Consider the following 23,111-nt stretch of genomic DNA (forward strand, 5'->3'; position numbering starts at 1 on the left):
TAAGCTTCTTAGCGCCAAGAGTAGTTGGGGGTCGCCCCCTGCGAGGGTAGGACGTTGCCATGCTTTTTTTATTATTTGGAGGTTTAGCTCAGTTGGGAGAGCGTCTGCCTTACAAGCAGAGGGTCACAGGTTCAAGCCCTGTAACCTCCATTTGAGCCGTTAGCTCAGTTGGTAGAGCATCTGACTTTTAATCAGAGGGTCGACAGTTCGAGCCTGTCACGGCTCATTTTCAATTCCACATTCTGCGGGTGTGGCGGAATTGGCAGACGCACTAGATTTAGGATCTAGCGTCGTAAGACGTGGGGGTTCAAGTCCCTTCACCCGCATCATTTTCAGTTATGCCGACTTAGCTCAGTTGGTAGAGCACCTGATTTGTAATCAGGGGGTCGGGCGTTCGAATCGTCTAGTCGGCACCATTTTTTAATTTTTTTGCGGAAGTAGCTCAGTGGTAGAGCATCACCTTGCCAAGGTGGGGGTCGCGGGTTCGAATCCCGTCTTCCGCTTTTCAATAAATGCCGGGGTGGCGGAACTGGCAGACGCACAGGACTTAAAATCCTGCGGTGAGTGATCACCGTACCGGTTCGATTCCGGTCCTCGGCACCATTTATTGTTTTAATTTTATATTTTTAATGCACCCATAGCGCAACTGGATAGAGTGTCTGACTACGAATCAGAAGGTTGTAGGTTCGACTCCTACTGGGTGCATTTTTTTGTGTTCGGGAAATAGCTCAGCTTGGTAGAGCACCTGGTTTGGGACCAGGGGGTCGCAGGTTCGAATCCTGTTTTCCCGATTAATTGAAAAAGGAATTTAAACTTTATGTTTAAATTCCTTTTTTTGTTTAGGACAAATAACTTTCAATTTTAATTTATATTTCGTATAATGAAAGTCAACATTAGTCAAACTATTTGAGGTGATGAATATGCAGGGTCAGAATATTTCTGATGTGATTGAGAAGTATTTTAAGAAAATTCTTTTAGACGAAAAAGAAATAGTCATTAAACGTTCTGAAGTTGCTGAATTATTTAATTGTGTACCATCGCAAATAAATTATGTTATTAACACGCGATTTACTATTCAAAATGGATATGTAGTAGAGAGTAAACGTGGTGGCGGTGGATATATTAGGATAGAAAAGGTAAATCTTTTTGTAGATCAAGAATTTATTCAAACAATAGAAAATTTAATTGGTACAAACGTATCCCAACAAGAAGGTTACGATATTATTCAAAGTTTATATGATGAGAAGACATTGACAAAAAAAGAATCAAATTTAGTTTTAGCTATAATAAAGAAAGATGTTTTTCTTGGTATGGATACAGAATCAGAAAATATGATACGCGCTAAAATGTTGATTAATTTAATTAATCGCTTACGATATGAAGAGTAGAAAGAGGTAATAATATGGATAATTTATTTACGCCGAGTGCAAAAGAAGTTCTTATTCGAGCACAGGAAGCTGCTAAACACTATCGTCAACAAGCCGTTGGTACTGAACATTTACTTTTGGCTTTGTCTGAAGTACAAAATGGTATTGCAGATAAAGTATTGAAACAATTTAATGTTGATCCAGAAGATATAATGGAAGAAATCGAAAGATTCACTGGTTATGGATCATTGAGATTAAATAAAAATGATAATTATTTACCTTACTCACCAAAAGCAAAAATGATTTTATCAATTGCTAACGATGAAGCTAAAAATTTAAATGCAAGTAAGGTGGGTACAGAGCATCTTTTACTAGCGCTAACAAGTAATAATGAAATATTATCATCAAGAATTATGGGCGGATTAAGTGCTGATGTTAAGCAGGTACGTAAAATGATTTTCCGTCAACTTGGTGTCAGTGAAGTTCAGATGAGACAAAAGAATCGTGGTAAACAAACTCCAGAAGAGGGAACACCTACATTAGATGAATTAGCACGTGATTTGACTAAAATGGCTCGTGATAAGCAGATTGACCCTGTAATTGGTCGAGATTCTGAAGTGAAAAGATTAACTCAAGTATTGAGTCGTCGAACTAAGAATAATCCAGTGTTAATTGGTGAACCTGGTGTTGGTAAGACTGCAATCGCTGAGGGGTTTGCTCAACGATTAGTTGACGGAAACGTTCCTGAAGACATGATTGGAAAACGATTAATGATGCTTGATATGGGATCATTAGTTGCGGGAACAAAATATCGTGGTGAATTTGAAGATCGGTTAAAGAAAATATTGAAAGAAGTATACACGACTAAAGATGTTATTTTATTTATTGATGAATTACACACGTTAATTGGTGCAGGGGGTGCAGAAGGTGCAATAGATGCATCTAATATATTAAAACCTGCATTGGCTCGTGGTGAAGTTCAAGTTATTGGTGCAACGACATTAGATGAGTATCAAAAATACATTGAATCTGATGCTGCTTTGGAACGACGTTTTGCGACAATCACAATCAAAGAACCAACAGAAGCACAGACTGTTGATATTTTAAAGGGACTCCGACCTAAATATGAGGCACATCATCGCGTGCAAATTACCGATGATGCAATTGAAGCAGCAGTAGAAATGGGTAATCGATATATTACTGATCGATTCCTACCTGATAAGGCGATTGATTTAATGGATGAAGCCGCTGCTCAGGTTCGTATTGAGCGCCCAAGGACTAAATCAAAATTAAGTAAAAAACAAGATCAACTTGACGAATTGCGTCAACAAAAAGATGATGCAGTTAGTCAGCAAGATTTTGAATTAGCTGCGGGTATTCGTACAAAAGAAATGCGTGTTAAAAAGCAGGTTGAAGATTTAGAAGCCGAAAAAAATGCTGCCGTTAAGTCTAGTGCAGAACATTATGATATAAAGGTAACTAGCGAAGAAATTGCAGGAATTGTTTCTGATTGGACAGGTGTTCCAGTACAACAATTGAATAAAAGTGAAAGTGATCGCTTAATTCATCTTGAAGACATTTTGCATAAACGTGTTATTGGTCAAAATGAGGCAGTTAGCTCAATTGCAAAGGCTATTCGACGTGCTAGAAGCGGATTGAAAAATCCAGCAAGACCAATTGGTTCATTCATGTTCCTTGGGCCAACGGGTGTTGGTAAAACTGAATTAGCTAAGGCACTTGCTGAAGCTATGTTTGGCTCTGAAGAAGCAATGATTCGAGTGGATATGTCGGAATATATGGAAAAATATAGTACAAGTCGCTTGATTGGATCGCCACCAGGTTACGTTGGATATGATGAAGGTGGACAATTGACTGAAAAAGTTCGTCAGACACCATATTCTGTTGTTCTCTTGGATGAAGTTGAAAAAGCGCATCCTGATGTTTTTAATATTTTACTTCAAGTGTTAGATGATGGATACTTAACAGATTCTAAAGGACGTCGTATTGATTTTAGAAATACAATTATCATTATGACATCTAACTTAGGTGCAACTGCCGTTCGTGATGAGAAGTTTGTTGGATTTGGTGTAGAATCTGAAAAAGATGAATATAAGGCAATGTCTGGAAAAATTCGCGCGGCTCTTAAAAAAGCCTTTCGTCCAGAATTTTTAAACCGAATTGATGAATCAATTATATTCCATTCATTAACTAAAGTTGAATTACATGAGATTGTGAAATTGATGACTAAAGAAGTTATTGATAGGTTGAAGGAACAAGATATTAAGGTTAAAATATCACCTGCAGCAATTGATGTGATTGCTAAGGCAGGGTTTGATCCAGAATATGGTGCTAGACCCATTCGTCGTGCATTACAAACAGAAGTTGAGGACCGTCTAAGTGATATTCTTCTTTCTGGTCAAATAAAAGATAATGATAATATTACAATTGGTGCTGTAAAAGGTGTTATCAAAGTAACGATTAAAGAATCAAAAACTAAAGTAGCAGTGAAGTAAACTTAAAAAGGTGTAACTATTCATGTAGTTGCACCTTTTTTATCACTAGAAAAGGAGTGTTATCTATGGAAAAAATAGATCTTATTGTAATTGGTGGAGGCTCTGCTGGAATTGCAGCAGCAAATCGAGCTGGTTCTTTTGGAAAAAAAGTAATTTTAATAGAAGGAAATGAAATTGGTGGAACTTGTGTCAACGTTGGATGTGTACCTAAAAAGATTATGTGGTCTGCAGCAGCGTTAGCACAAGATTTTGATTTAGCTACTGATTATGGGTTTACTAAACAACAGCCGCAACTTGATTTTGAAAAATTAGTTGCTAACCGTTCTGCATATATTGAACGATTACATGGCGCATATTTCAGAAATTTAGATAAAAATCAGGTACAAGTCATTAAAGGCTATGCAAAATTTATTGATAATCAAACAGTTGAAGTTAATGGCTCAAAATATGTCTCAGAGCACATACTAATTGCAACTGGTGGAACACCCAATATACCCGACATTCCTGGCGCAACGTATGGGATTGAATCTAATCAATTCTTTGATGATTTGAAAGAATTACCTGCTAAAGTTGCGGTTATCGGAAACGGTTATATTGGTACTGAACTTGCTGGAACGTTGAATGCACTAGGGTCAAAAGTTCACATGTATGCAAAATACGACACGTTGTTACCTAATTTTGATGAATTAATTTCAACAAATGTAACAGAAACGTATATAGAAAATGGAATTGATATTAGTTTTAACTCAAAGGTGACAGAGTTGAAACGGCGAAGTGATGGTAAATATGAAGTTATTACCAATGATGACTCATTGGTCGTAGATTGTGTTATTTGGGCGGTTGGCCGCCGACCAGTTACCGATAAAATGAATATTTCTGCCACAAATATTAAATTAAATGATAATGGTACTATTGTGGTCGACGAGTATCAAAATACATCAGTTGCTGGTATTTATGCGACTGGGGATGTTATTGGTAAACTTGACTTAACACCTGTTGCAATTGCAGCTAGCCGAAGATTAATGGAGCGTGTGTTTAATAATAAACCTACGGAACATTTAGATTATAAATTGGTACCCACAGTGGTATTCTCACATCCAGTTGCTGGAACGATTGGTTTAACTGAAGCTGAAGCAACTTTAGAATATGGTCAAGAAAATCTAAAAATTTATCGATCATCATTTACACCAATGCGTTATAGTTTAGGTGATAGTAAGGTGAAGGAAAACCTGAAGTTAATTACGGTTGGTAAAGATGAACGAATTGTTGGATTACATGGTGTTGGAGAAGGCATGGACGAAATGCTACAAGGATTTGCAGTAGCAATTAAAATGGGCGCAACTAAAAAAGATTTCGATGATACAGTTGCTATTCACCCAACGAGTGCTGAAGAATTTGTGACGATGACTTAATGAGCACGAACTGTTGACATCCGATTCAATAGCGTATATGATAATTAAATGTATAATACTGTGAATTTTTATAGCTGATTACGATCTATTGTCCGTAAGAAGCCTTATAGAGAGACAAAAATGGTGATTATTTAAAAATAAATAAACTGTTTTTGTTTTTTCTTTTGCCAAAAAAACCGATTTTTTCGTCTAGTATGCAATTTGTAATCAAACTGTAATATAAAATCATCGGACTTTGGCAGGTTTACAGAATAAATTTGAGAGGTGACTAATTTGGCTGGACATTTAGTAAACTACGGTAAACACAGTACACGTAGAAGTTACGCACGTATCAAAGAAGTTTTAGATTTACCTAATTTAATCGAAATTCAAAGTGACTCTTACCAATGGTTCTTGGATGAAGGTCTTCGTGAAATGTTTGAAGACATCATGCCAATTGACGATTTTGCTGGTAACTTATCATTAGAATTTGTTGATTACCAATTATTAGAACCTAAATACACTGTAGATGAAGCACGCGCACATGATGCGAACTATTCGGCTCCATTACATGTTACATTACGTTTAACTAACCATGAAACTGGCGAAATTAAATCTCAAGATGTTTTCTTTGGTGATTTCCCATTAATGACAGAACAAGGAACATTTATCATTAATGGTGCTGAACGAGTTATTGTTTCTCAATTAGTTCGTTCACCAGGGGTTTACTACAATGGTTCATTAGATAAAAATGGCCGTGAAACATATGGCACAACTGTTATTCCTAACCGTGGTGCATGGTTAGAATATGAATCAGATGCTAAAAATATTTCATATGTACGTATTGATCGTACACGTAAAATTCCATTAACTGAATTGGTCCGCGCTTTAGGATTTGGTTCTGATGATGAAATTATTGAAATGTTGGGTAACAATGATAGCTTAATGCTAACACTTGAAAAAGATGTTCATAAAAATACGGATGATTCACGTGTTGAAGAATCTTTAAAAGATGTTTATGAACGTCTACGTCCCGGCGAACCTAAAACAGCTGATAGCTCACGTAGTTTATTGACAGCTCGTTTCTTTGATCCAAAACGTTACGACTTAGCTCCAGTTGGTCGTTACAAAATTAATAAAAAATTAAGCTTGAAAACACGTTTATTGAACCAAACATTAGCTGAAACATTGGCTGATCCAGATACTGGTGAAGTACTTGCACAAAAAGATACCGTAATTGATAAACAAGTTATGGAAACTTTAGCACCATATCTTGATCGTCAAGATTTCAAGACGGTCACATACCACCCATCAGAAGATGGTGTTGTTACTGAACCTATGGTACTTCAAATCGTTAAGGTTTATTCTCAAGTAGACCCAGAACGTGAGATGCCAATGATTGGTAATGGCAATATTGACTTACAATACAAACATATTGTACCTGCTGATATTATTGCTTCAATGAACTATTTCTTTAATTTAAAAGAAAATATTGGTTCTGTGGATGATATTGATCATTTAGGTAACCGTCGTATTCGTTCAGTTGGTGAATTACTACAAAATCAATTTAGAATTGGTTTATCACGTATGGAACGTGTTGTACGTGAACGTATGTCAATTCAAGATACAACAACTGTTACACCACAACAATTGATTAACATTCGTCCTGTTGTGGCTTCTATTAAAGAATTCTTTGGTTCATCTCAATTATCACAATTCATGGATCAAACTAATCCACTTGGTGAATTGACACATAAACGTCGTCTTTCTGCCTTAGGACCTGGTGGTTTGACTCGTGATCGTGCTGGATATGAAGTTCGTGATGTTCATTACACGCATTACGGTCGTATGTGTCCAATTGAAACGCCTGAAGGACCTAACATTGGTTTGATTAATAGTTTATCAAGTTATGCACGTGTTAACCGATATGGTTTTATTGAAACACCTTATCGTCGTGTGAGCTGGGAATCACATCAAGTAACTGATAAAATCGATTACTTGACTGCTGATGAAGAAGATAACTATGTTATTGCACAGGCTAACTCACCATTAAATGAAGATGATTCATTTGTAAATGAACTCGTTATGGCTCGTAATCGTTCAGAAAATATCGAAATCGGTATTGATAAAGTCGATTACATGGATGTTTCACCTAAACAAGTTGTGGCTGTTGCTACAGCATGTATTCCTTTCTTGGAAAATGATGATTCTAACCGTGCCTTGATGGGTGCCAATATGCAACGTCAAGCTGTTCCTTTAATCAATCCTCATTCACCACTTGTTGGTACAGGTATTGAATATAAGGCAGCTCATGATTCTGGTGTCGCTTTAATTAACAAAAACGAAGGTACTGTTGAATACGTTGATGCACGTGAAATTCGTGTTCGTCGTGAAGATGGCGCTTTAGATAAATACAAATTAATGAAATTCCATCGTTCAAATGGTGGTAAAAACTACAATCAACGTCCAATTGTTCGTGTAAACGATCATGTTGATGCTGATGAAATTTTAGCTGATGGTCCTTCAATGGAAAATGGGGAATTAGCTTTAGGCCAAAACCCATTAGTTGCCTTTATGACTTGGAATGGTTATAACTTTGAAGATGCTGTTATCATTAACGAACGTCTTGTTCGTGATGATGTCTACACATCAATTCATATTGAAGAATTTGAATCAGAAGCACGTGATACAAAATTAGGACCTGAAGAAATTACTCGTGAAATTCCTAATGTTGGTGAAGATTCATTAAAAGATCTTGATGAATTTGGTATCGTCCGTATTGGTGCTGAAGTTAATGATGGTGATATCTTAGTTGGTAAAGTAACACCTAAAGGGGTTACTGAATTATCTGCTGAAGAACGTTTATTACATGCTATCTTTGGAGAAAAGGCTCGTGAAGTACGCGATACTTCATTGAAAGTTCCTCATGGTGGTGGCGGTATTGTTCAAGATGTTAAAATCTTTACTCGTGAAGCAGGGGATGAATTAAGTCCTGGTGTTAATATGATGGTTCGTATCTACATTGCACAAAAACGTAAGTTACGTGTGGGTGATAAGATGGCTGGACGTCATGGTAACAAAGGGGTTGTTTCAATCGTTGTCCCTTCTGAAGATATGCCTTACATGCCAGATGGTACACCAGTTGATATTCTTTTGAATCCCATGGGTGTTCCTTCTCGTATGAATATTGGACAAGTTTTAGATCTTCATTTAGGTATGGCTGCTCGTAAATTAGGTATCCATGTTGCAACACCAGTTTTTGATGGTGCTCGCGATTCAGATATCTGGAATGTCTTTAAAGAAGCTGGAATTTCAGATGATGGTAAGACAATCTTATATGATGGACGTACAGGTGATGCATTTGATAACCGTGTTTCTGTAGGTGTTATGTACTATATGAAACTTGCTCACATGGTTGATGATAAAATCCATGCTCGTTCAATAGGACCATACTCATTAGTAACGCAACAACCATTAGGTGGTAAAGCACAATTTGGTGGACAACGTTTTGGTGAAATGGAAGTTTGGGCACTTGAGGCTTATGGTGCTGCTTACACGTTACAAGAAATTTTAACGTATAAATCTGATGATGTTGTGGGTCGTGTGAAAACATACGAAGCAATTGTCAAAGGCGAACCAATTCCTAAACCAGGTGTTCCTGAATCATTCCGTGTTCTTGTTAAAGAATTACAGTCATTAGGATTAGATATGAAAGTACTTGATGCTAAAAAGACTGAAATTGAATTACGTGACATGGATGATGACGATGATGATATCGTTAATGTGGATGCGTTAAGCAAATTAGCTAATGAACAAAAAGAGAAAAAAGCTAAAGAAGAAGCCGAAAAAATGGCTGCTGAAATGAACAAAGAATAATTTTGGCTTAGTTACTGAACTCAAATTTGTGTGGATGAAGCTAATGCTTAGTTTGAGAAATCCAACACACTATAAAACTAAAGGGAGGTCGGTCCTTTGATCGATGTCAATAAATTTGATAGCATGCAAATTGGCTTAGCATCTTCTGATAAGATTAGAAGCTGGTCATATGGTGAAGTTAAAAAGCCCGAAACAATCAATTATCGTACATTAAAACCTGAAAAAGACGGACTATTCGATGAACGTATTTTTGGACCAACAAAAGATTGGGAATGTGCCTGTGGTAAATACAAACGTATTCGCTATAAAGGTATCGTCTGTGATCGTTGTGGTGTTGAAGTTACTCGTTCTAAAGTACGTCGCGAACGTATGGGTCATATTGAATTAGCTGCACCAGTTACACATATCTGGTACTTTAAAGGAATTCCAAGTCGTATGGGTCTTGTCTTAGACATGAGTCCTCGTGCTTTGGAAGAAGTTATCTACTTTGCTTCTTACGTTGTTACTGAACCTGGTAACACACCTCTTGAAAAGAAACAGTTATTAACAGAACGTGAATATCGTGAAAAACGTGAAGAATACGGGACTGAATTCGAAGCTGGAATGGGTGCTGACGCTATTCGTCATTTATTACGTGATGTTAATCTTGCTGGTGAATCTGAAGAATTAAAAGAAGAATTGAAAGATGCTACTGGCCAAAAGAGAACACGTGCTGTTCGTCGTTTGGACATTTTAGAAGCATTCTTACTTTCTGAAAATGAACCTGCATGGATGGTTATGGATGCTGTTCCTATTATTCCACCTGACTTACGTCCAATGGTTCAATTAGAAGGTGGCCGTTTTGCCACTTCTGATTTGAATGATTTATACAGACGGGTTATTAACCGAAATAACCGACTAAAACGTTTATTAGATTTGAACGCTCCTGGTATTATTGTTCAAAATGAAAAACGTATGTTACAAGAAGCTGTTGATGCATTGATTGATAATGGTCGTCGTGGCCGTCCAGTTACTGGACCTGGTAACCGACCATTGAAATCTCTTTCACATATGTTGAAAGGTAAACAAGGACGTTTCCGTCAAAATTTACTTGGAAAACGTGTTGATTATTCAGGCCGTTCAGTTATTGCTGTTGGACCAACGTTACAAATGAATCAATGTGGTATTCCTCGTGAAATGGCTTTGGAATTATTCAAACCATTTATGATGAAAGAACTTGTTAAACGTGAAATGGCTTCAAATATTAAAAATGCTAAACGTAAACTTGATCGTCGCGATGAAGATATCTGGGATGTTTTAGAAGAAGTTATTGTTGAACATCCAGTTCTCCTTAACCGCGCACCAACACTTCATCGTCTTGGTATTCAAGCTTTCGAACCAATTTTAGTTGATGGTAAAGCAATTCGTCTTCATCCCTTAGCTTGTGAAGCTTACAATGCTGATTTTGATGGAGATCAAATGGCTATCCATGTACCTTTATCTGATGAAGCACAAGCAGAAGCTCGTTTGCTTATGTTAGCTGCTCATCATATCTTGGCACCTAAAGATGGTAAACCAGTTGTAACACCTTCTCAAGATATGGTTTTAGGTAACTACTACCTTACAATGGAAGAAGCTGGCCGCGAAGGCGAAGGTATGATCTTTAAAGATGCTAACGAAGCTGTAATGGCTTACCGTAATGGTTACGTTCATTTGCACACTCGTATTGGATTACAAACAGCAACATTAGCTGCTGAAGGTAAACCATTTACAGATTGGCAAAAAGAACGCATTATGATAACAACTGTTGGTAAAGCAATCTTTAATGAAATTTTACCTAATGAATTTGCCTACATTAATGAACCTAAGAATGATAACTTAATTAATAAAACAGCCGACAAATATTTTGTTGAACCTGGTCAAAATATTGGTGATGTTATTAAAGCACAAGAAATTATTTTACCTTTCAAAAAAGGATTCTTGAGTGATATCATTTCTGAAGTTTATAAACGATTTAAAGTAACTGAAACGTCTAAGATGTTAGATCGTCTTAAAAACTTAGGTTATGATCAATCAACACATGCTGGTATTACAGTTGGTATTTCTGATGTAACTGACTTAAAGGAAAAACCTGCAATTATTGAAGAAGCTCATAAACAAGTTGCTTTAGTTGCAAAACAATTCCGTCGAGGTTTGATTACAGAAGATGAACGTTATGAACGTGTTATTGCTATCTGGACACAAGCAAAAGATGATATTCAACAAAAACTAATGGAAGCATTGGGCACACAAAATCCTATTCAAATGATGAGTGATTCTGGAGCCCGTGGTAATATTTCTAACTTTACTCAATTAGCTGGTATGCGTGGTTTGATGGCAGCTCCTAATGGTAAAACAATGGAATTACCTATTATTTCTAACTTCCGTGAAGGTTTGTCAGTGTTGGAAATGTTTATTTCAACTCATGGGGCTCGTAAAGGTATGACTGATACGGCCTTGAAGACTGCCGATTCTGGATACTTGACTCGTCGACTTGTTGATGTTGCTCAAGATGTTATTATTCGTGAGAAAGATTGTTTCACTGATCGTGGCTTAGATGTATCAGCTATTAAAGAAGGAAATGAAATGATCGAACCATTGTATGACCGTATCTTAGGTCGTTATGCAATGAAGACCGTTAAAAATCCTGAAACTGGTGAAGTTATTGTCGCTTCAAACGAAATGATCGAAGAAAGCAAAGCGCAAGCAATTATCGCTGCTGGAATCGAACAAGTAACTATCCGCTCAGCATTTACATGTAACACTAAGCATGGGGTTTGTGAACATTGTTATGGTCGTAATATGGCTACTGGTGATCAGGTTGAAGTTGGTGAAGCAGTTGGTACTGTTGCTGCTCAATCAATCGGTGAACCCGGAACTCAATTAACAATGCGTACTTTCCATACTGGTGGGGTTGCTGGAGATGATATTACACAAGGGTTACCTCGTGTTCAAGAAATCTTCGAAGCACGTAATCCTAAAGGTCGTGCTGAAATTACAGAAGTAACAGGTATGATTGAAGCAATTGAAGAAAATCCTGCTGAACGTACTAAAGAAGTAACAGTTAAAGGTGAAACTGATACACGAACATATAGTTTACCTTATACTGCTGTTCTTAAAGTTGCCGAAGGTGATAAAATTCATCGTGGTGAAGCACTAACAGTTGGTTCAATTGATCCTAAACAATTAATTCAAGTTCGTGATGTTCTTTCTACGGAGAATTATATTCTTCGTGAAGTTCAAAAAGTATATCGTATGCAAGGGGTAGAAATCTCTGATAAGCATGTGGAGGTTATGTCTCGTCAAATGTTACGTAAGGTTCGCGTTATGGATCCCGGTGACACAAATGTATTACCAGGTACTTTAATGGATATCATGGATCTTAAAGAAGATAACTATAAGACATTGATCAAAGGTGGCATTCCAGCTACTTCACGTCCTGTCTTACTTGGTATCACTAAAGCATCTCTAGAAACAAACAGTTTCTTATCAGCTGCATCATTCCAAGAAACAACTCGTGTTCTTACGGATGCTGCTATTCGCGGTAAGAATGATCCATTAATTGGTCTGAAAGAAAATGTTATTATTGGTAAGATTATTCCTGCCGGTACTGGTATGCCAGATTACCGTCAAATTAAACCAAAAGAAACAGGTTCAATTTCAGCTAATGTTTATTCAATCTCAGATATTGAGAAACGAATGAAAGAAGAAGAAGCTAGCGTGAACGATTAACGTCATAGCTAAAAAAGAACAATTCTTATTAATTTAAGAGTTGTTCTTTTTTTTGTGCTTTATTAGCGAACAATTAACGCTTACATTTTAATAACGTCCGCAAACCATTGTATGGGTAAATAGACTGTGTTAATATTGTCATACAATAAAAAATACTGATCACCTATATAATGTCATGATATGGATGCTAGTTTCTACCCGGAGCCGTAAATTCCGGACTATATGTGAGTTAAAGCAAGCATGTATTAGGCATGAAATCCATAGAAAATCCGACTTATTAGTGTGAAAGATAATGTGGAGGATCAAATGAAGAATAGCACGGAATTAGAAAATAGTAGTTTGGATGAATCTAATTTATCAAATTTTAGAGCAGCAATATTAGGATTACAGCATTTATTAGCCATGTATTCAGGCGACATTTTGGTACCATTATTAGTTGGGGCTGCACTTGGGTTTAGTACAAAACAAATTACTTATTTAGTTTCGATGGATATTTTCATGTGTGGGATTGCAACATTATTACAATTGAAACGCACACGTTTTACTGGCATTGGTTTACCTGTAGTACTTGGGTGCGCGATTGAATACGTTGCACCATTGACTGCAGTAGGAAAACATTTTGGATTAGGAACAATGTATGGATCAATTATTGCTGCTGGTATTTTTATATTTCTAATTTCGGGATTCTTTGCAAACATTAGAAAATTCTTCCCACCAGTAGTGACAGGATCATTAATTACGTTAATCGGATTAACGTTAATTCCAGTTGCCTTTACCAACATGGGCGGTGGGGATGTGACAGCCAAATCATTTGGTAGTATCCCTAACTTAATAGTTGCAGGTGTAACCATTGCCGTTATTTTAGGCTTGAACATTTGGGGCCGCGGATTCATTCAACAAGTGGGTATCTTAATTGGTATTTTAGTTGGTGTGGTCGTTGCCTCATTTATGGGAAAAGTAACATTAGACCCAGTTAGCCAAGCTAATTGGTTTCAATTACCCCATGTTTTTATGTTTGCTGCCCCTAAATTTGAATGGTCATCAATTGTGACTATGATATTAGCAGCGTTAACAACTATGATTGAATCAACTGGTGTATTTTTTGCGCTGGGAGATATCGTTGGTCGTCCAATCAGAAAAGATGATTTAAAAAAAGGGTACCGTGCTGAAGGTATCGCAGCTGTTTTAGGTGGTATCTTTAATACGTTCCCATACTCGACATTTTCACAAAATGTTGGAATTGTGCAACTATCAGGAATTAAAACGAAGAAACCTGTTTATTTTTCAGCGTTCTTTTTAATTGCTTTAGGGTTACTTCCTAAAATTGGTGCAGCAGCAACTGTCATTCCAGCAGCCGTTTTAGGTGGTGCTATGTTAGTTATGTTCGGTATGGTTGGTGCACAAGGTATTAAAATGTTGCGCGAAGTTGAAGGTAGTAATAGTAATTTATTAATTATCGGTATTTCGGTCAGCTTAGGACTTGGTGTAACAGTACAACCAGCATTACTCCAAGCATTACCCTTAACAATCCAGACCATTTTTGGTAATGGACTTGTTGTCGGTAGTCTGTCGGCTGTTATCTTAAATATTCTATTCAATTATGGTCATTTGAATGACGCAATCGAAGATTAAAGTAAAAGCTAAGCAAATTTGCTTAGCTTTTTTATTTATATGAAGAAAGATAACGCAATAGTAATATAAACGCCAAACGTTATATGTGGGACAAATGGGAAAAATTGATATCGACTCTGTTTTACAGTAAAAAAGTAGATAAGTGAGCTGATACAAGCAAAAAGAGTGGCAATCAAACAAAAATGAACACCAAATGTTAGTTGAATGATAATCAGTAAAATAAAATCGCCAAGGCCGAGCTTTTGTTGAAAACATAAGACAAATAGAAACAGACTGAATAAGCTAATTGCTATTAGTGAGTCTGGAAACCCAAATAACAGATAATGCCACAGGATGAATAGTATTCCACCACCGATAGTTAAGCGACCAGAAATCAGTCGGTTAGTGAAATCCATAGCTGATAGAAAAGTTAAATAAAATAAGAACGTTATAAGTAATAGAAATTCAAAAAGAGATAGTTGAGTGAAAGATAAGGGCAACATGGCGGCCAAACTACATTCAAAAATAAATGAATAGGCTGGGAATTCTCCCTTGCAGAATCGACAGTGTCCGTGTAATCTAAGATAAGCGTAGATAGGAATTAGATCAAACCAAGGTATTTTTGTACCACAATAGTCGCAGATTGATCTTTTGTTGAATTGATTCTGATTCAATGCACAGCGTGTGGCAATGCAGGTGATGAATGAACCTAGGCAAGCACCTAGTAAAAATAAATAACTAATTAACATAATTTAAATCCTCCTATTAAAAAATACGCTTTTTAGTGTAAATACCATTGACGTATATTAAATACCGTGATATTCTGTGTAAGGTGCTTTTTGTGAACAGTTAATTCATCTACATAGTTGAGATTCTGTATAACAGCAGCGCATTATAAGACAGACGTCTAGGACGTTATTTTTTATTATTAAAAAATGAACCACCTGGATGTGTGGACTTAAAAAACAATTAACCTATAATAAGGAAGGAGGAAACTTTAGATGCCAACAATTAATCAATTAGTTCGTAAAGGTCGTAATTCTAAAGGTTCAAAATCTGGTGCACCCGCATTAAACTTCGGGTATAACAGTTACAAAAAAGTTCAAACAGATAATCCTGCACCACAAAAACGTGGGGTTGCTACTCGTGTCGGAACAATGACACCTAAAAAGCCTAACTCTGCTTTACGTAAATATGCGCGTGTGCGTTTATCTAACTTACTTGAAGTTACAGCTTACATTCCTGGTATTGGACATAACTTGCAAGAACATAGTGTTGTTCTTATTCGTGGTGGCCGTGTAAAAGATTTACCTGGGGTACGTTACCATGTTATCCGTGGTGCTCTTGATACAGCCGGTGTTGCTGATCGTAAACAAAGTCGTTCAAAATACGGCGCAAAGAGACCTAAATAAGAATAAAGTTATTCTAATAAAAATAGAATCTAAGGAGGTTATTTAGATGCCAAGAAAAGGCCCAGCTCCAAAACGAGAAGTATTGCCTGATCCAATTTACAATTCTAAATTAGTAACACGTTTAATCAACCGTTTAATGTTAGATGGTCGTCGTGGTACTGCATCAAAGATCTTGTATGATGCATTCGAAATGATTAAAGAACAAACAGGAAACGAACCTAATGAAGTTTTTGATGAAGCTATGAAAAACATCATGCCTGTACTTGAAGTTAAAGCTCGCCGTGTCGGTGGTTCTAACTACCAAGTGCCAATTGAAGTTCGCCCTGATCGTCGTTCAACTTTAGGTTTACGTTGGTTAGTAAGTTACGCACGTTTACGTGGGGAACATACTATGCCAGAACGTTTAGCTAAAGAAATCATGGATGCAGCAAACAATACTGGTGCATCAGTTAAGAAACGTGAAGATACACATAAAATGGCTGACGCTAATAAAGCATTCGCACATTACCGCTGGTAATTTTATAAAAGAATGGCTATTATATGATTTTGATAATCGATATAGTAGTCATTTTTTTGAATCTATTTTAGAATCGAAAGGAGATACTACAAAATGGCAAATAAACGCGAATTCCCACTAGAAAAAACGCGTAATATCGGGATTGTTGCTCATATCGATGCTGGTAAGACAACAACTACTGAACGTATTTTATACTATACTGGTAAAATTCATAAAATTGGTGAAACTCATGAAGGAGCTTCACAAATGGATTGGATGGAACAAGAACAAGAACGTGGTATCACAATCACATCAGCTGCAACAACTGCTGAATGGAAAGAACATCGTATTAATATCATCGATACTCCAGGACATGTGGATTTCACTATTGAAGTTGAACGTTCACTTCGTGTCTTAGATGGAGCCGTTGTTGTTTTAGATGGTCAATCTGGTGTTGAACCACAAACTGAAAACGTTTGGCGTCAAGCTACAACATATTCAGTTCCTCGTATCGTTTTCATCAATAAGATGGATAAAATGGGTGCTAATTTTGATTACTCAGTAGGCACAATCAAAGATCGTCTTCAAGTAAATGCTGTTCCTATCCAAATGCCAATTGGTGCTGAAGATGATTTTGAAGGTGTTATTGATTTAATCGAAATGAAAGCCGATTTATATGATAACGAAGATTTAGGTGCTACATGGGAAAGTATTGACGTTCCTGAAGAATATTTAGAAGAAGCTACAAAACGTCGCGAAGCTTTAGTTGAAGCCGTTGCTGATGTTGATGAAAAGCTTATGGAAAAATATCTTGATGGTGTGGAAATTACTAAAGATGAAATCAAAGCTGCTATCCGTAAAGCAACATTAAATCTTGAAATGTACCCAGTTCTTGCTGGTTCAGCATTTAAAAACAAGGGTGTTCAAATGATGTTGGATGCTGTTAATGATTTCTTACCATCTCCTTTAGATGTTAAACCTTATAACGCAGTAGATCCTAAAACAGATGAAGAAGTTGAAATCACAGCCGGTGATGACAAAGATTTCGCTGCTTTAGCATTTAAAATTGCAACGGATCCCTTCGTTGGTCGTTTAACATTCTTCCGTGTTTACTCAGGTACATTACAAGCTGGTTCTTATGTCTTGAACTCTACTAAAGACACGCGTGAACGTGTTGGTCGTATCCTTCAAATGCATTCAAATCACCGTAATGAAATTCCTGAAGTATTCTCTGGTGATATTGCTGCTGCTATTGGTTTGAAAAATACGACAACTGGTGATTCATTAACGGATGAAAAACATCCATTAATCCTTGAATCAATGGAATTCCCTGAACCAGTTATCCAAGTATCTATCGAACCAAAAACAAAAGCTGATCAAGATAAGATGGATATCGGTTTACAAAAACTAGCAGAAGAAGATCCTTCATTCAAGGCTGAAACTAACCCTGAAACTGGTGAAACTTTAATCGCTGGGATGGGTGAATTGCATTTGGATATCATCGTTGATCGTATGAGACGTGAATTTAACGTTGAAGCTACTGTTGGTGAACCACAAGTTGCCTACCGTGAAACATTTACAAAAACTGTTTCTGCACAAGGTAAATTCGTTCGTCAATCTGGTGGTAAAGGTCAATATGGTGATGTTACAGTTGAATTCTCACCTAATGAAGAGGGTGGCGGTTTCGCATTCGAAGACGCTATCGTCGGTGGGGTTGTTCCTCGTGAATATATTCCTTCAGTTGAACAAGGTTTGAGAGAAGCTATGCAAAATGGTGTTCTTGCAGGCTACCCACTTATTGATGTTAAAGCTAAGTTATATGATGGATCATATCATGATGTCGATTCTAACGAATCAGCATTTAAGGTAGCTGCCTCAATGGCATTGAGAAAAGCTGCTAAGAGTGCTGGTGCTGTTATTCTTGAACCAATGATGAAAGTTGAAGTTGTCGCTCCTGAAGATTACTTAGGTGATGTTATGGGACATGTAACTGCTCGTCGTGGACGTGTTGAAGGTATGGAAGCTCGCGGAAATGCACAAGTTGTTAACGCAATGGTTCCTCTTTCAGGTATGTTCGGTTACGCAACTACTTTACGTTCTTCTACACAAGGACGTGGTACATTCACAATGACATTTGATCATTACGAAGCTGTACCAAAATCAATCCAAGAAGAAATTATGAAGAAAAACGGAACAGCTACTGATTAATTAGTTGGTCTGAATTATAAAAGAAGTTATCACTTGTTGATAGCTTCTTTTTTTGTGGTAAAATAACATTTGGAAAATAAAAAAAGTTTTAAAAATGTTAATTATGATTATATAATGAGAAACTTTGAAAAAAAATAAGAAAGCACTTGCCATAAGGCTTTATCTCTAGTAGTATAGATAAGTACCCAAAAACAGATGGCGTATTACGCCCTGCGATAGGGTTTCATAGAATGAGCTAAGATGTGAAAGATTGCGACACGCCCGGCAGCTTTGCCACGCAAGGTGTGTCGGTCACTTACACGGAGCTAGTCTTATTTTTAAAATAGACGAAGGAGGGAACAAAATGGCAAAACAAAAAATTCGTATTCGCTTAAAAGCTTACGAACACCGTATTTTAGACCAATCTGCTGACAAGATTGTTGAAACTGCAAAAAGAACAGGGGCAACAATTTCTGGACCAATTCCATTGCCAACAGAACGTACATTATACACAGTTTTACGTTCACCACATAAGCATAAAGATTCACGTGAACAATTCGAAATGCTTACACATAAACGTTTGATTGATATCGTTAACCCAACACCTAAGACAGTTGATTCATTGATGAAACTTGACTTACCTAGTGGCGTTGATATTGAAATCAAATTATAAAACAGAGTTACAAAAATAAAAATACAAACATATTGGAGGTGTACTCATGACTACAAAAGGAATCTTAGGAAAAAAAGTAGGTATGACACAAGTTTTTACTGAAAATGGTGAATTGGTACCAGTTACAGTGATTGAATCTACGCCAAACGTTGTTTTACAATTGAAAACAATTGAAAACGATGGTTACGAAGCAATTCAATTAGGTTACCAAGACATGCGCGAAGTATTAACAAACAAACCTGCTAAAGGTCATGCAGCAAAAGCAAATACTACTCCTAAGCGCTTCGTTCGTGAAATTAACGATGTTGAGCTTGGAGAATATAACGTAGGTGACGAAATTAAAGTTGATACATTCTCAGCTGGCGATATCGTTAACGTTACGGGTACGTCTAAGGGACATGGTTTCCAAGGAAATATCAAACGTTGGGGACAATCACGAGGTCCTATGACTCATGGTTCTCGTTATCATCGTCGTCCTGGTTCAATGGGTGCCGTTATTAACCGTGTATTCAAAGGTAAGAGATTACCAGGTCGCATGGGTGGCAAACGCGTAACTGTCCAAAACTTGGAAATTATTCGTGTTGACGTTGATAGTAATGTTATCTTGATTAAAGGTAACGTACCAGGCGCAAACAAAACATTAGTTACAATTAAAAACGTCACAAAAGACGCTAAATAACAGGAAGGAGGAATTTCAAAATGCCAACAGTCGCATTATTAAAACAAGATGGTACTAAAAATGGTGAAGTTGAATTAAACGACGCTATTTTTGGAATCGAACCTAACGACAATGTCATTTTTGACGCCGTAATCATGCAACGTGCATCATTACGTCAAGGAACTCATTCAGTTAAAAACAAAAGTGCAGTTTCAGGTGGTGGTAGAAAACCATGGCGCCAAAAAGGTACAGGTCGTGCTCGTCAAGGATCTATCCGTAGCCCACAATGGCGTGGTGGTGGTGTCGTATTTGGCCCTACTCCTCGTTCATACAGTTACAAATTACCTAAAAAAGTTCGCCGTTTAGCTCTTAAATCAGTACTTTCACAAAAAGTATTGGATAACAGCGTGGTTATGGTCGATGCACTTAGCTTCGAACAACCAAAGACAAAAACTTTCAAAGAAGTTTTAAGTAACTTAGATATCAACAAAAAAGTATTAATAGTTCTTGAACCTGGCAATGATTTCGTTGCTTTAGCAGCTCGTAACTTACAAAATGTTACAGTAGTAGAAGCTAAAGGTGTTAACGTTCTTGACGTTATCAACAATGATAAATTAGTCATGACTCAAGCAGCTCTTTCTCAAGTAGAGGAGGCTCTTTCATAATGGAATCAAGAGATATTATCTTACGCCCAGTCATCACCGAAGCAGCAATGGATAGAATGGCTAACAAAGTTTACACATTCGACGTTGATACTCGTGCAACTAAAATTGAAGTCAAAAAAGCTATTGAAGATATTTTTGGCGTTAAAGTTGTAAAAGTAAATATCATGAATGTTAAAGGTAAGTTAAAACGTCAAGGTCGCTATGCTGGTTATACTAAAAAACGCCGTAAAGCAATTGTTACTTTAACTGCCGACTCAAAAGAAATCCAATTATTCGAAGAATAATCTAAAATTTTGTAAACTAGGAGGAAAACAACGTGGGAATTAAAAAATTCAAACCAACCACTAACGGTCGTCGTAATATGACTGGTTCTGATTTCTCAGAAATTACTAAATCAACTCCTGAAAAATCATTACTAGAATCAAAAAGCAGAACTGCCGGCCGTAATAACTATGGTCGCATTACTGTTCGTCACCGTGGTGGTGGTCATAAACGTCAATACCGTTTGATCGATTTCAAGCGTGTTAAAGACAATGTAACAGCAACTGTTAAAGCAATTGAATATGATCCAAACCGTTCAGCTAATATTGCATTATTACAATATACTGATGGTATCAAATCATACATCATTGCTCCTAAAGGATTAGAAGTTGGCATGATGGTTCAATCTGGTAAAGAAGCAGATATCAAGGTTGGTAACGCATTAGCTCTTCAAGATATCCCAGTTGGTACAATTATTCATAATGTCGAATTAAAACCAGGTAAGGGTGGACAACTTGCTCGTTCAGCCGGTGCTTCTGCACAATTACTTGGTAAAGAAGGTAAATACGTCCTTGTTCGTTTGACATCAGGCGAAGTTCGCATGATCTTATCAACATGTCGCGCATCTATCGGTGCTGTTGGTAACGAACAACATGAATTAATCAAAATTGGTAAAGCTGGTCGTGCTCGTTGGGCTGGTAAACGTCCTACAGTTCGTGGATCAGTTATGAATCCTAACGATCATCCTCATGGTGGTGGTGAAGGTAAAGCTCCAATTGGTCGTCCATCACCTATGTCTCCTTGGGGTCAAAAGACGATGGGTTACAAAACACGTTCAAAGAAAAACCAATCAGACAAATTTATCGTACGTGGACGCAACAAGAAATAATTTACTTGTTGCTTAAGCTATATTCCGGAAGGAGGATTCACATTGAGTCGTAGTCTAAAAAAAGGACCATTCGTCGATGAACATTTGATGAAAAAGGTCGAAGCACAAACTGATCAAGAAAAGAAAACAGTTATCAAAACATGGTCACGTCGTTCAACAATCTTCCCTAACTTCATTGGTCTAACTATCGCTGTATATGATGGACGTAAACACGTTCCAGTTTTTATGCAAGAAGATATGGTTGGTCATAAGTTGGGTGAATTTGTTCCAACACGTACTTTCCGTGGTCACGGATCTGACGATAAGAAAACTACAGTTAAATAAAGGAGGTTATACACATGGCTGAACAAGTAACATCAGCAAAAGCAACCGCCAAAACTGTTCGTATTCCAGCGCGTAAAGCTCGCTTGGTAATCGATCTTATCAGAGGTAAAAGTGTTGCTGAAGCTATCGGTATTTTGAGATTTACTCCCAGAGCCGGAAGCCCAATCATTGAAAAAGTTTTACTTTCTGCTGTAGCTAATGCAGAAAATAATTTTGATTTAGATGGTGAAAACTTAGTTATTACTGATATTTTTGCTAACGAAGGACCAACTTTAAAACGTTTCCGTCCTCGTGCTAAAGGATCAGCTTCACCAATTAACAAACGTACGAGTCACATTACAGTAGTTGTATCTGAAACTACAAAATAAGGAGGGATAACGCGTGGGTCAAAAAATAAATCCAACGGGATTACGTGTAGGTATCATTCGTGATTGGGATTCAAAATGGTATGCAGAAAAAGATTTTGCAAACTACCTTCATGAAGATTTACACATCCGTAAATACATTCAAGAAAAATTAACCGACGCTTCTGTCTCTATCGTTGAAATCGAACGCGCTGCAAAACGTGTTAACGTTTCAATCCATACTGCTAAACCTGGTATGGTTATCGGTAAAGGTGGAGCTGAAGTTGAAAAACTTCGTAAAGAATTAAATGATTTAACAGGTAAACGTGTGCATATCAACATTGTTGAAATCAAACGTCCTGATTTAGATGCTCAATTAGTCGGCGAAAACGTTGCGGAACAATTAGAAAACCGTGTCGCATTCCGTCGTGCTGTTAAACAAGCTATGCAACGTACAATGCGCTCTGGTGCTAAAGGTATCAAAGTTCAAGTTGCTGGCCGTCTTAACGGAGCTGATATGTCTCGTGTTGAAAGCTACTCAGATGGTACAGTTCCATTACATACCTTAAGAGCAGATATTGACTACGCTTGGGTTGAAGCAATGACTACTTACGGTAAATTAGGCGTTAAAGTCTGGATCTACCGTGGTGAAATCTTACCAGCTAAGAAAAACGCTGTGAAAGGAGGGAAATAA

At 37.1% G+C, this 23,111-nt stretch carries 18 protein-coding genes, 8 tRNA genes and 1 riboswitch; of the genes, 25 read left to right on the top strand and 1 reads right to left on the bottom strand.

Annotated features, from left to right (window positions below):
- Positions 1-77 precede the first annotated feature (77 nt).
- The 14 genes from AC1RPV_RS03685 to AC1RPV_RS03750 all read left to right on the top strand — a co-directional run bounded on the left by AC1RPV_RS03685 (position 78) and on the right by AC1RPV_RS03750 (position 14,529).
- Positions 78-150: transfer RNA gene (locus AC1RPV_RS03685), tRNA-Val, on the top strand.
- Between the two features lie 3 nt (positions 151-153).
- A tRNA-Lys gene (locus tag AC1RPV_RS03690) sits at positions 154-226 on the top strand.
- 18 nt (positions 227-244) lie between these two features.
- A tRNA-Leu gene (locus AC1RPV_RS03695) sits at positions 245-326 on the top strand.
- Positions 327-340: 14 nt separating this feature from the next.
- A tRNA-Thr gene (locus AC1RPV_RS03700) sits at positions 341-416 on the top strand.
- Positions 417-431: 15 nt separating this feature from the next.
- Positions 432-503 (top strand) — tRNA-Gly (locus AC1RPV_RS03705).
- A gap of 11 nt (positions 504-514) precedes the next feature.
- Positions 515-603, top strand: a tRNA-Leu gene (locus AC1RPV_RS03710).
- Positions 604-631: 28 nt separating this feature from the next.
- Positions 632-705 (top strand) — tRNA-Arg (locus AC1RPV_RS03715).
- 12 nt (positions 706-717) lie between these two features.
- Positions 718-791: transfer RNA gene (locus AC1RPV_RS03720), tRNA-Pro, on the top strand.
- Positions 792-920: 129 nt separating this feature from the next.
- Positions 921-1,388 (top strand): CtsR family transcriptional regulator, encoded by a 468-nt coding sequence (locus AC1RPV_RS03725; RefSeq protein ID WP_481761623.1) that lies wholly within the window; start codon positions 921-923, stop codon positions 1,386-1,388.
- Between the two features lie 14 nt (positions 1,389-1,402).
- A complete protein-coding gene (locus AC1RPV_RS03730) occupies positions 1,403-3,880 on the top strand; it encodes an ATP-dependent Clp protease ATP-binding subunit (RefSeq protein WP_481761622.1) in 2,478 nt (825 codons plus the stop codon).
- Positions 3,881-3,945: 65 nt separating this feature from the next.
- Positions 3,946-5,292 (top strand): glutathione-disulfide reductase, encoded by a 1,347-nt coding sequence (gorA, locus tag AC1RPV_RS03735; protein ID WP_481761621.1) that lies wholly within the window; start codon positions 3,946-3,948, stop codon positions 5,290-5,292.
- Between the two features lie 264 nt (positions 5,293-5,556).
- Positions 5,557-9,147, top strand: a complete 3,591-nt coding sequence (gene rpoB, locus AC1RPV_RS03740) for a DNA-directed RNA polymerase subunit beta (RefSeq protein WP_481761620.1) — start codon at positions 5,557-5,559, stop codon at positions 9,145-9,147.
- Between the two features lie 96 nt (positions 9,148-9,243).
- On the top strand, positions 9,244-12,897 hold the full coding sequence (gene rpoC / locus AC1RPV_RS03745) for a DNA-directed RNA polymerase subunit beta' (RefSeq protein WP_481761619.1): 3,654 nt from the start codon (positions 9,244-9,246) through the stop codon (positions 12,895-12,897).
- 143 nt (positions 12,898-13,040) lie between these two features.
- Positions 13,041-13,138, top strand: a riboswitch (purine riboswitch).
- Between the two features lie 65 nt (positions 13,139-13,203).
- On the top strand, positions 13,204-14,529 hold the full coding sequence (locus AC1RPV_RS03750) for a nucleobase:cation symporter-2 family protein (RefSeq protein ID WP_481761618.1): 1,326 nt from the start codon (positions 13,204-13,206) through the stop codon (positions 14,527-14,529).
- Between the two features lie 35 nt (positions 14,530-14,564).
- On the opposite strand, the gene AC1RPV_RS03755 is transcribed toward AC1RPV_RS03750, so the two are convergent.
- The gene (locus AC1RPV_RS03755; RefSeq protein ID WP_481761617.1) at positions 14,565-15,257 is read right to left on the bottom strand and encodes a prepilin peptidase; all 693 of its coding nucleotides are present in this window, start codon (positions 15,255-15,257) and stop codon (positions 14,565-14,567) included.
- Positions 15,258-15,509: 252 nt separating this feature from the next.
- On the opposite strand from AC1RPV_RS03755, the gene rpsL reads away from it, so the two are divergent.
- From rpsL to rpsC, 11 genes are all read left to right on the top strand, one after another.
- Positions 15,510-15,920 (top strand): 30S ribosomal protein S12, encoded by a 411-nt coding sequence (gene rpsL / locus AC1RPV_RS03760; RefSeq protein WP_057974646.1) that lies wholly within the window; start codon positions 15,510-15,512, stop codon positions 15,918-15,920.
- A gap of 46 nt (positions 15,921-15,966) precedes the next feature.
- Positions 15,967-16,437 (top strand): 30S ribosomal protein S7, encoded by a 471-nt coding sequence (gene rpsG / locus AC1RPV_RS03765; protein WP_057974645.1) that lies wholly within the window; start codon positions 15,967-15,969, stop codon positions 16,435-16,437.
- 93 nt (positions 16,438-16,530) lie between these two features.
- The gene (gene fusA, locus AC1RPV_RS03770) at positions 16,531-18,624 is read left to right on the top strand and encodes an elongation factor G (protein WP_409022017.1); all 2,094 of its coding nucleotides are present in this window, start codon (positions 16,531-16,533) and stop codon (positions 18,622-18,624) included.
- Positions 18,625-18,967: 343 nt separating this feature from the next.
- Positions 18,968-19,276, top strand: coding sequence for a 30S ribosomal protein S10 (gene rpsJ, locus AC1RPV_RS03775; protein WP_057974643.1), 309 nt, complete (start codon positions 18,968-18,970; stop codon positions 19,274-19,276).
- A gap of 46 nt (positions 19,277-19,322) precedes the next feature.
- Positions 19,323-19,955, top strand: a complete 633-nt coding sequence (gene rplC / locus AC1RPV_RS03780; RefSeq protein ID WP_481761616.1) for a 50S ribosomal protein L3 — start codon at positions 19,323-19,325, stop codon at positions 19,953-19,955.
- A 20-nt stretch (positions 19,956-19,975) separates the two neighbouring features.
- The gene (rplD, locus tag AC1RPV_RS03785) at positions 19,976-20,599 is read left to right on the top strand and encodes a 50S ribosomal protein L4 (protein WP_409022019.1); all 624 of its coding nucleotides are present in this window, start codon (positions 19,976-19,978) and stop codon (positions 20,597-20,599) included.
- A complete protein-coding gene (gene rplW / locus AC1RPV_RS03790) occupies positions 20,599-20,883 on the top strand; it encodes a 50S ribosomal protein L23 (RefSeq protein WP_409022020.1) in 285 nt (94 codons plus the stop codon). The genes rplD and rplW overlap by 1 nt, the downstream gene beginning before the upstream one ends.
- A 32-nt stretch (positions 20,884-20,915) precedes the next feature.
- Positions 20,916-21,749, top strand: coding sequence for a 50S ribosomal protein L2 (gene rplB / locus AC1RPV_RS03795; protein ID WP_409022021.1), 834 nt, complete (start codon positions 20,916-20,918; stop codon positions 21,747-21,749).
- 42 nt (positions 21,750-21,791) lie between these two features.
- On the top strand, positions 21,792-22,073 hold the full coding sequence (gene rpsS, locus AC1RPV_RS03800; RefSeq protein WP_057974638.1) for a 30S ribosomal protein S19: 282 nt from the start codon (positions 21,792-21,794) through the stop codon (positions 22,071-22,073).
- 14 nt (positions 22,074-22,087) lie between these two features.
- Positions 22,088-22,441 (top strand): 50S ribosomal protein L22, encoded by a 354-nt coding sequence (gene rplV, locus AC1RPV_RS03805; protein ID WP_409022022.1) that lies wholly within the window; start codon positions 22,088-22,090, stop codon positions 22,439-22,441.
- Positions 22,442-22,454: 13 nt separating this feature from the next.
- Positions 22,455-23,111: a 30S ribosomal protein S3 gene (gene rpsC / locus AC1RPV_RS03810; protein ID WP_057974636.1), complete on the top strand. Its 657-nt coding sequence runs from the start codon at positions 22,455-22,457 to the stop codon at positions 23,109-23,111.

The sequence above is a fragment of the Dellaglioa sp. CoH-55-MRSF-9 genome, assembly GCF_056782155.1.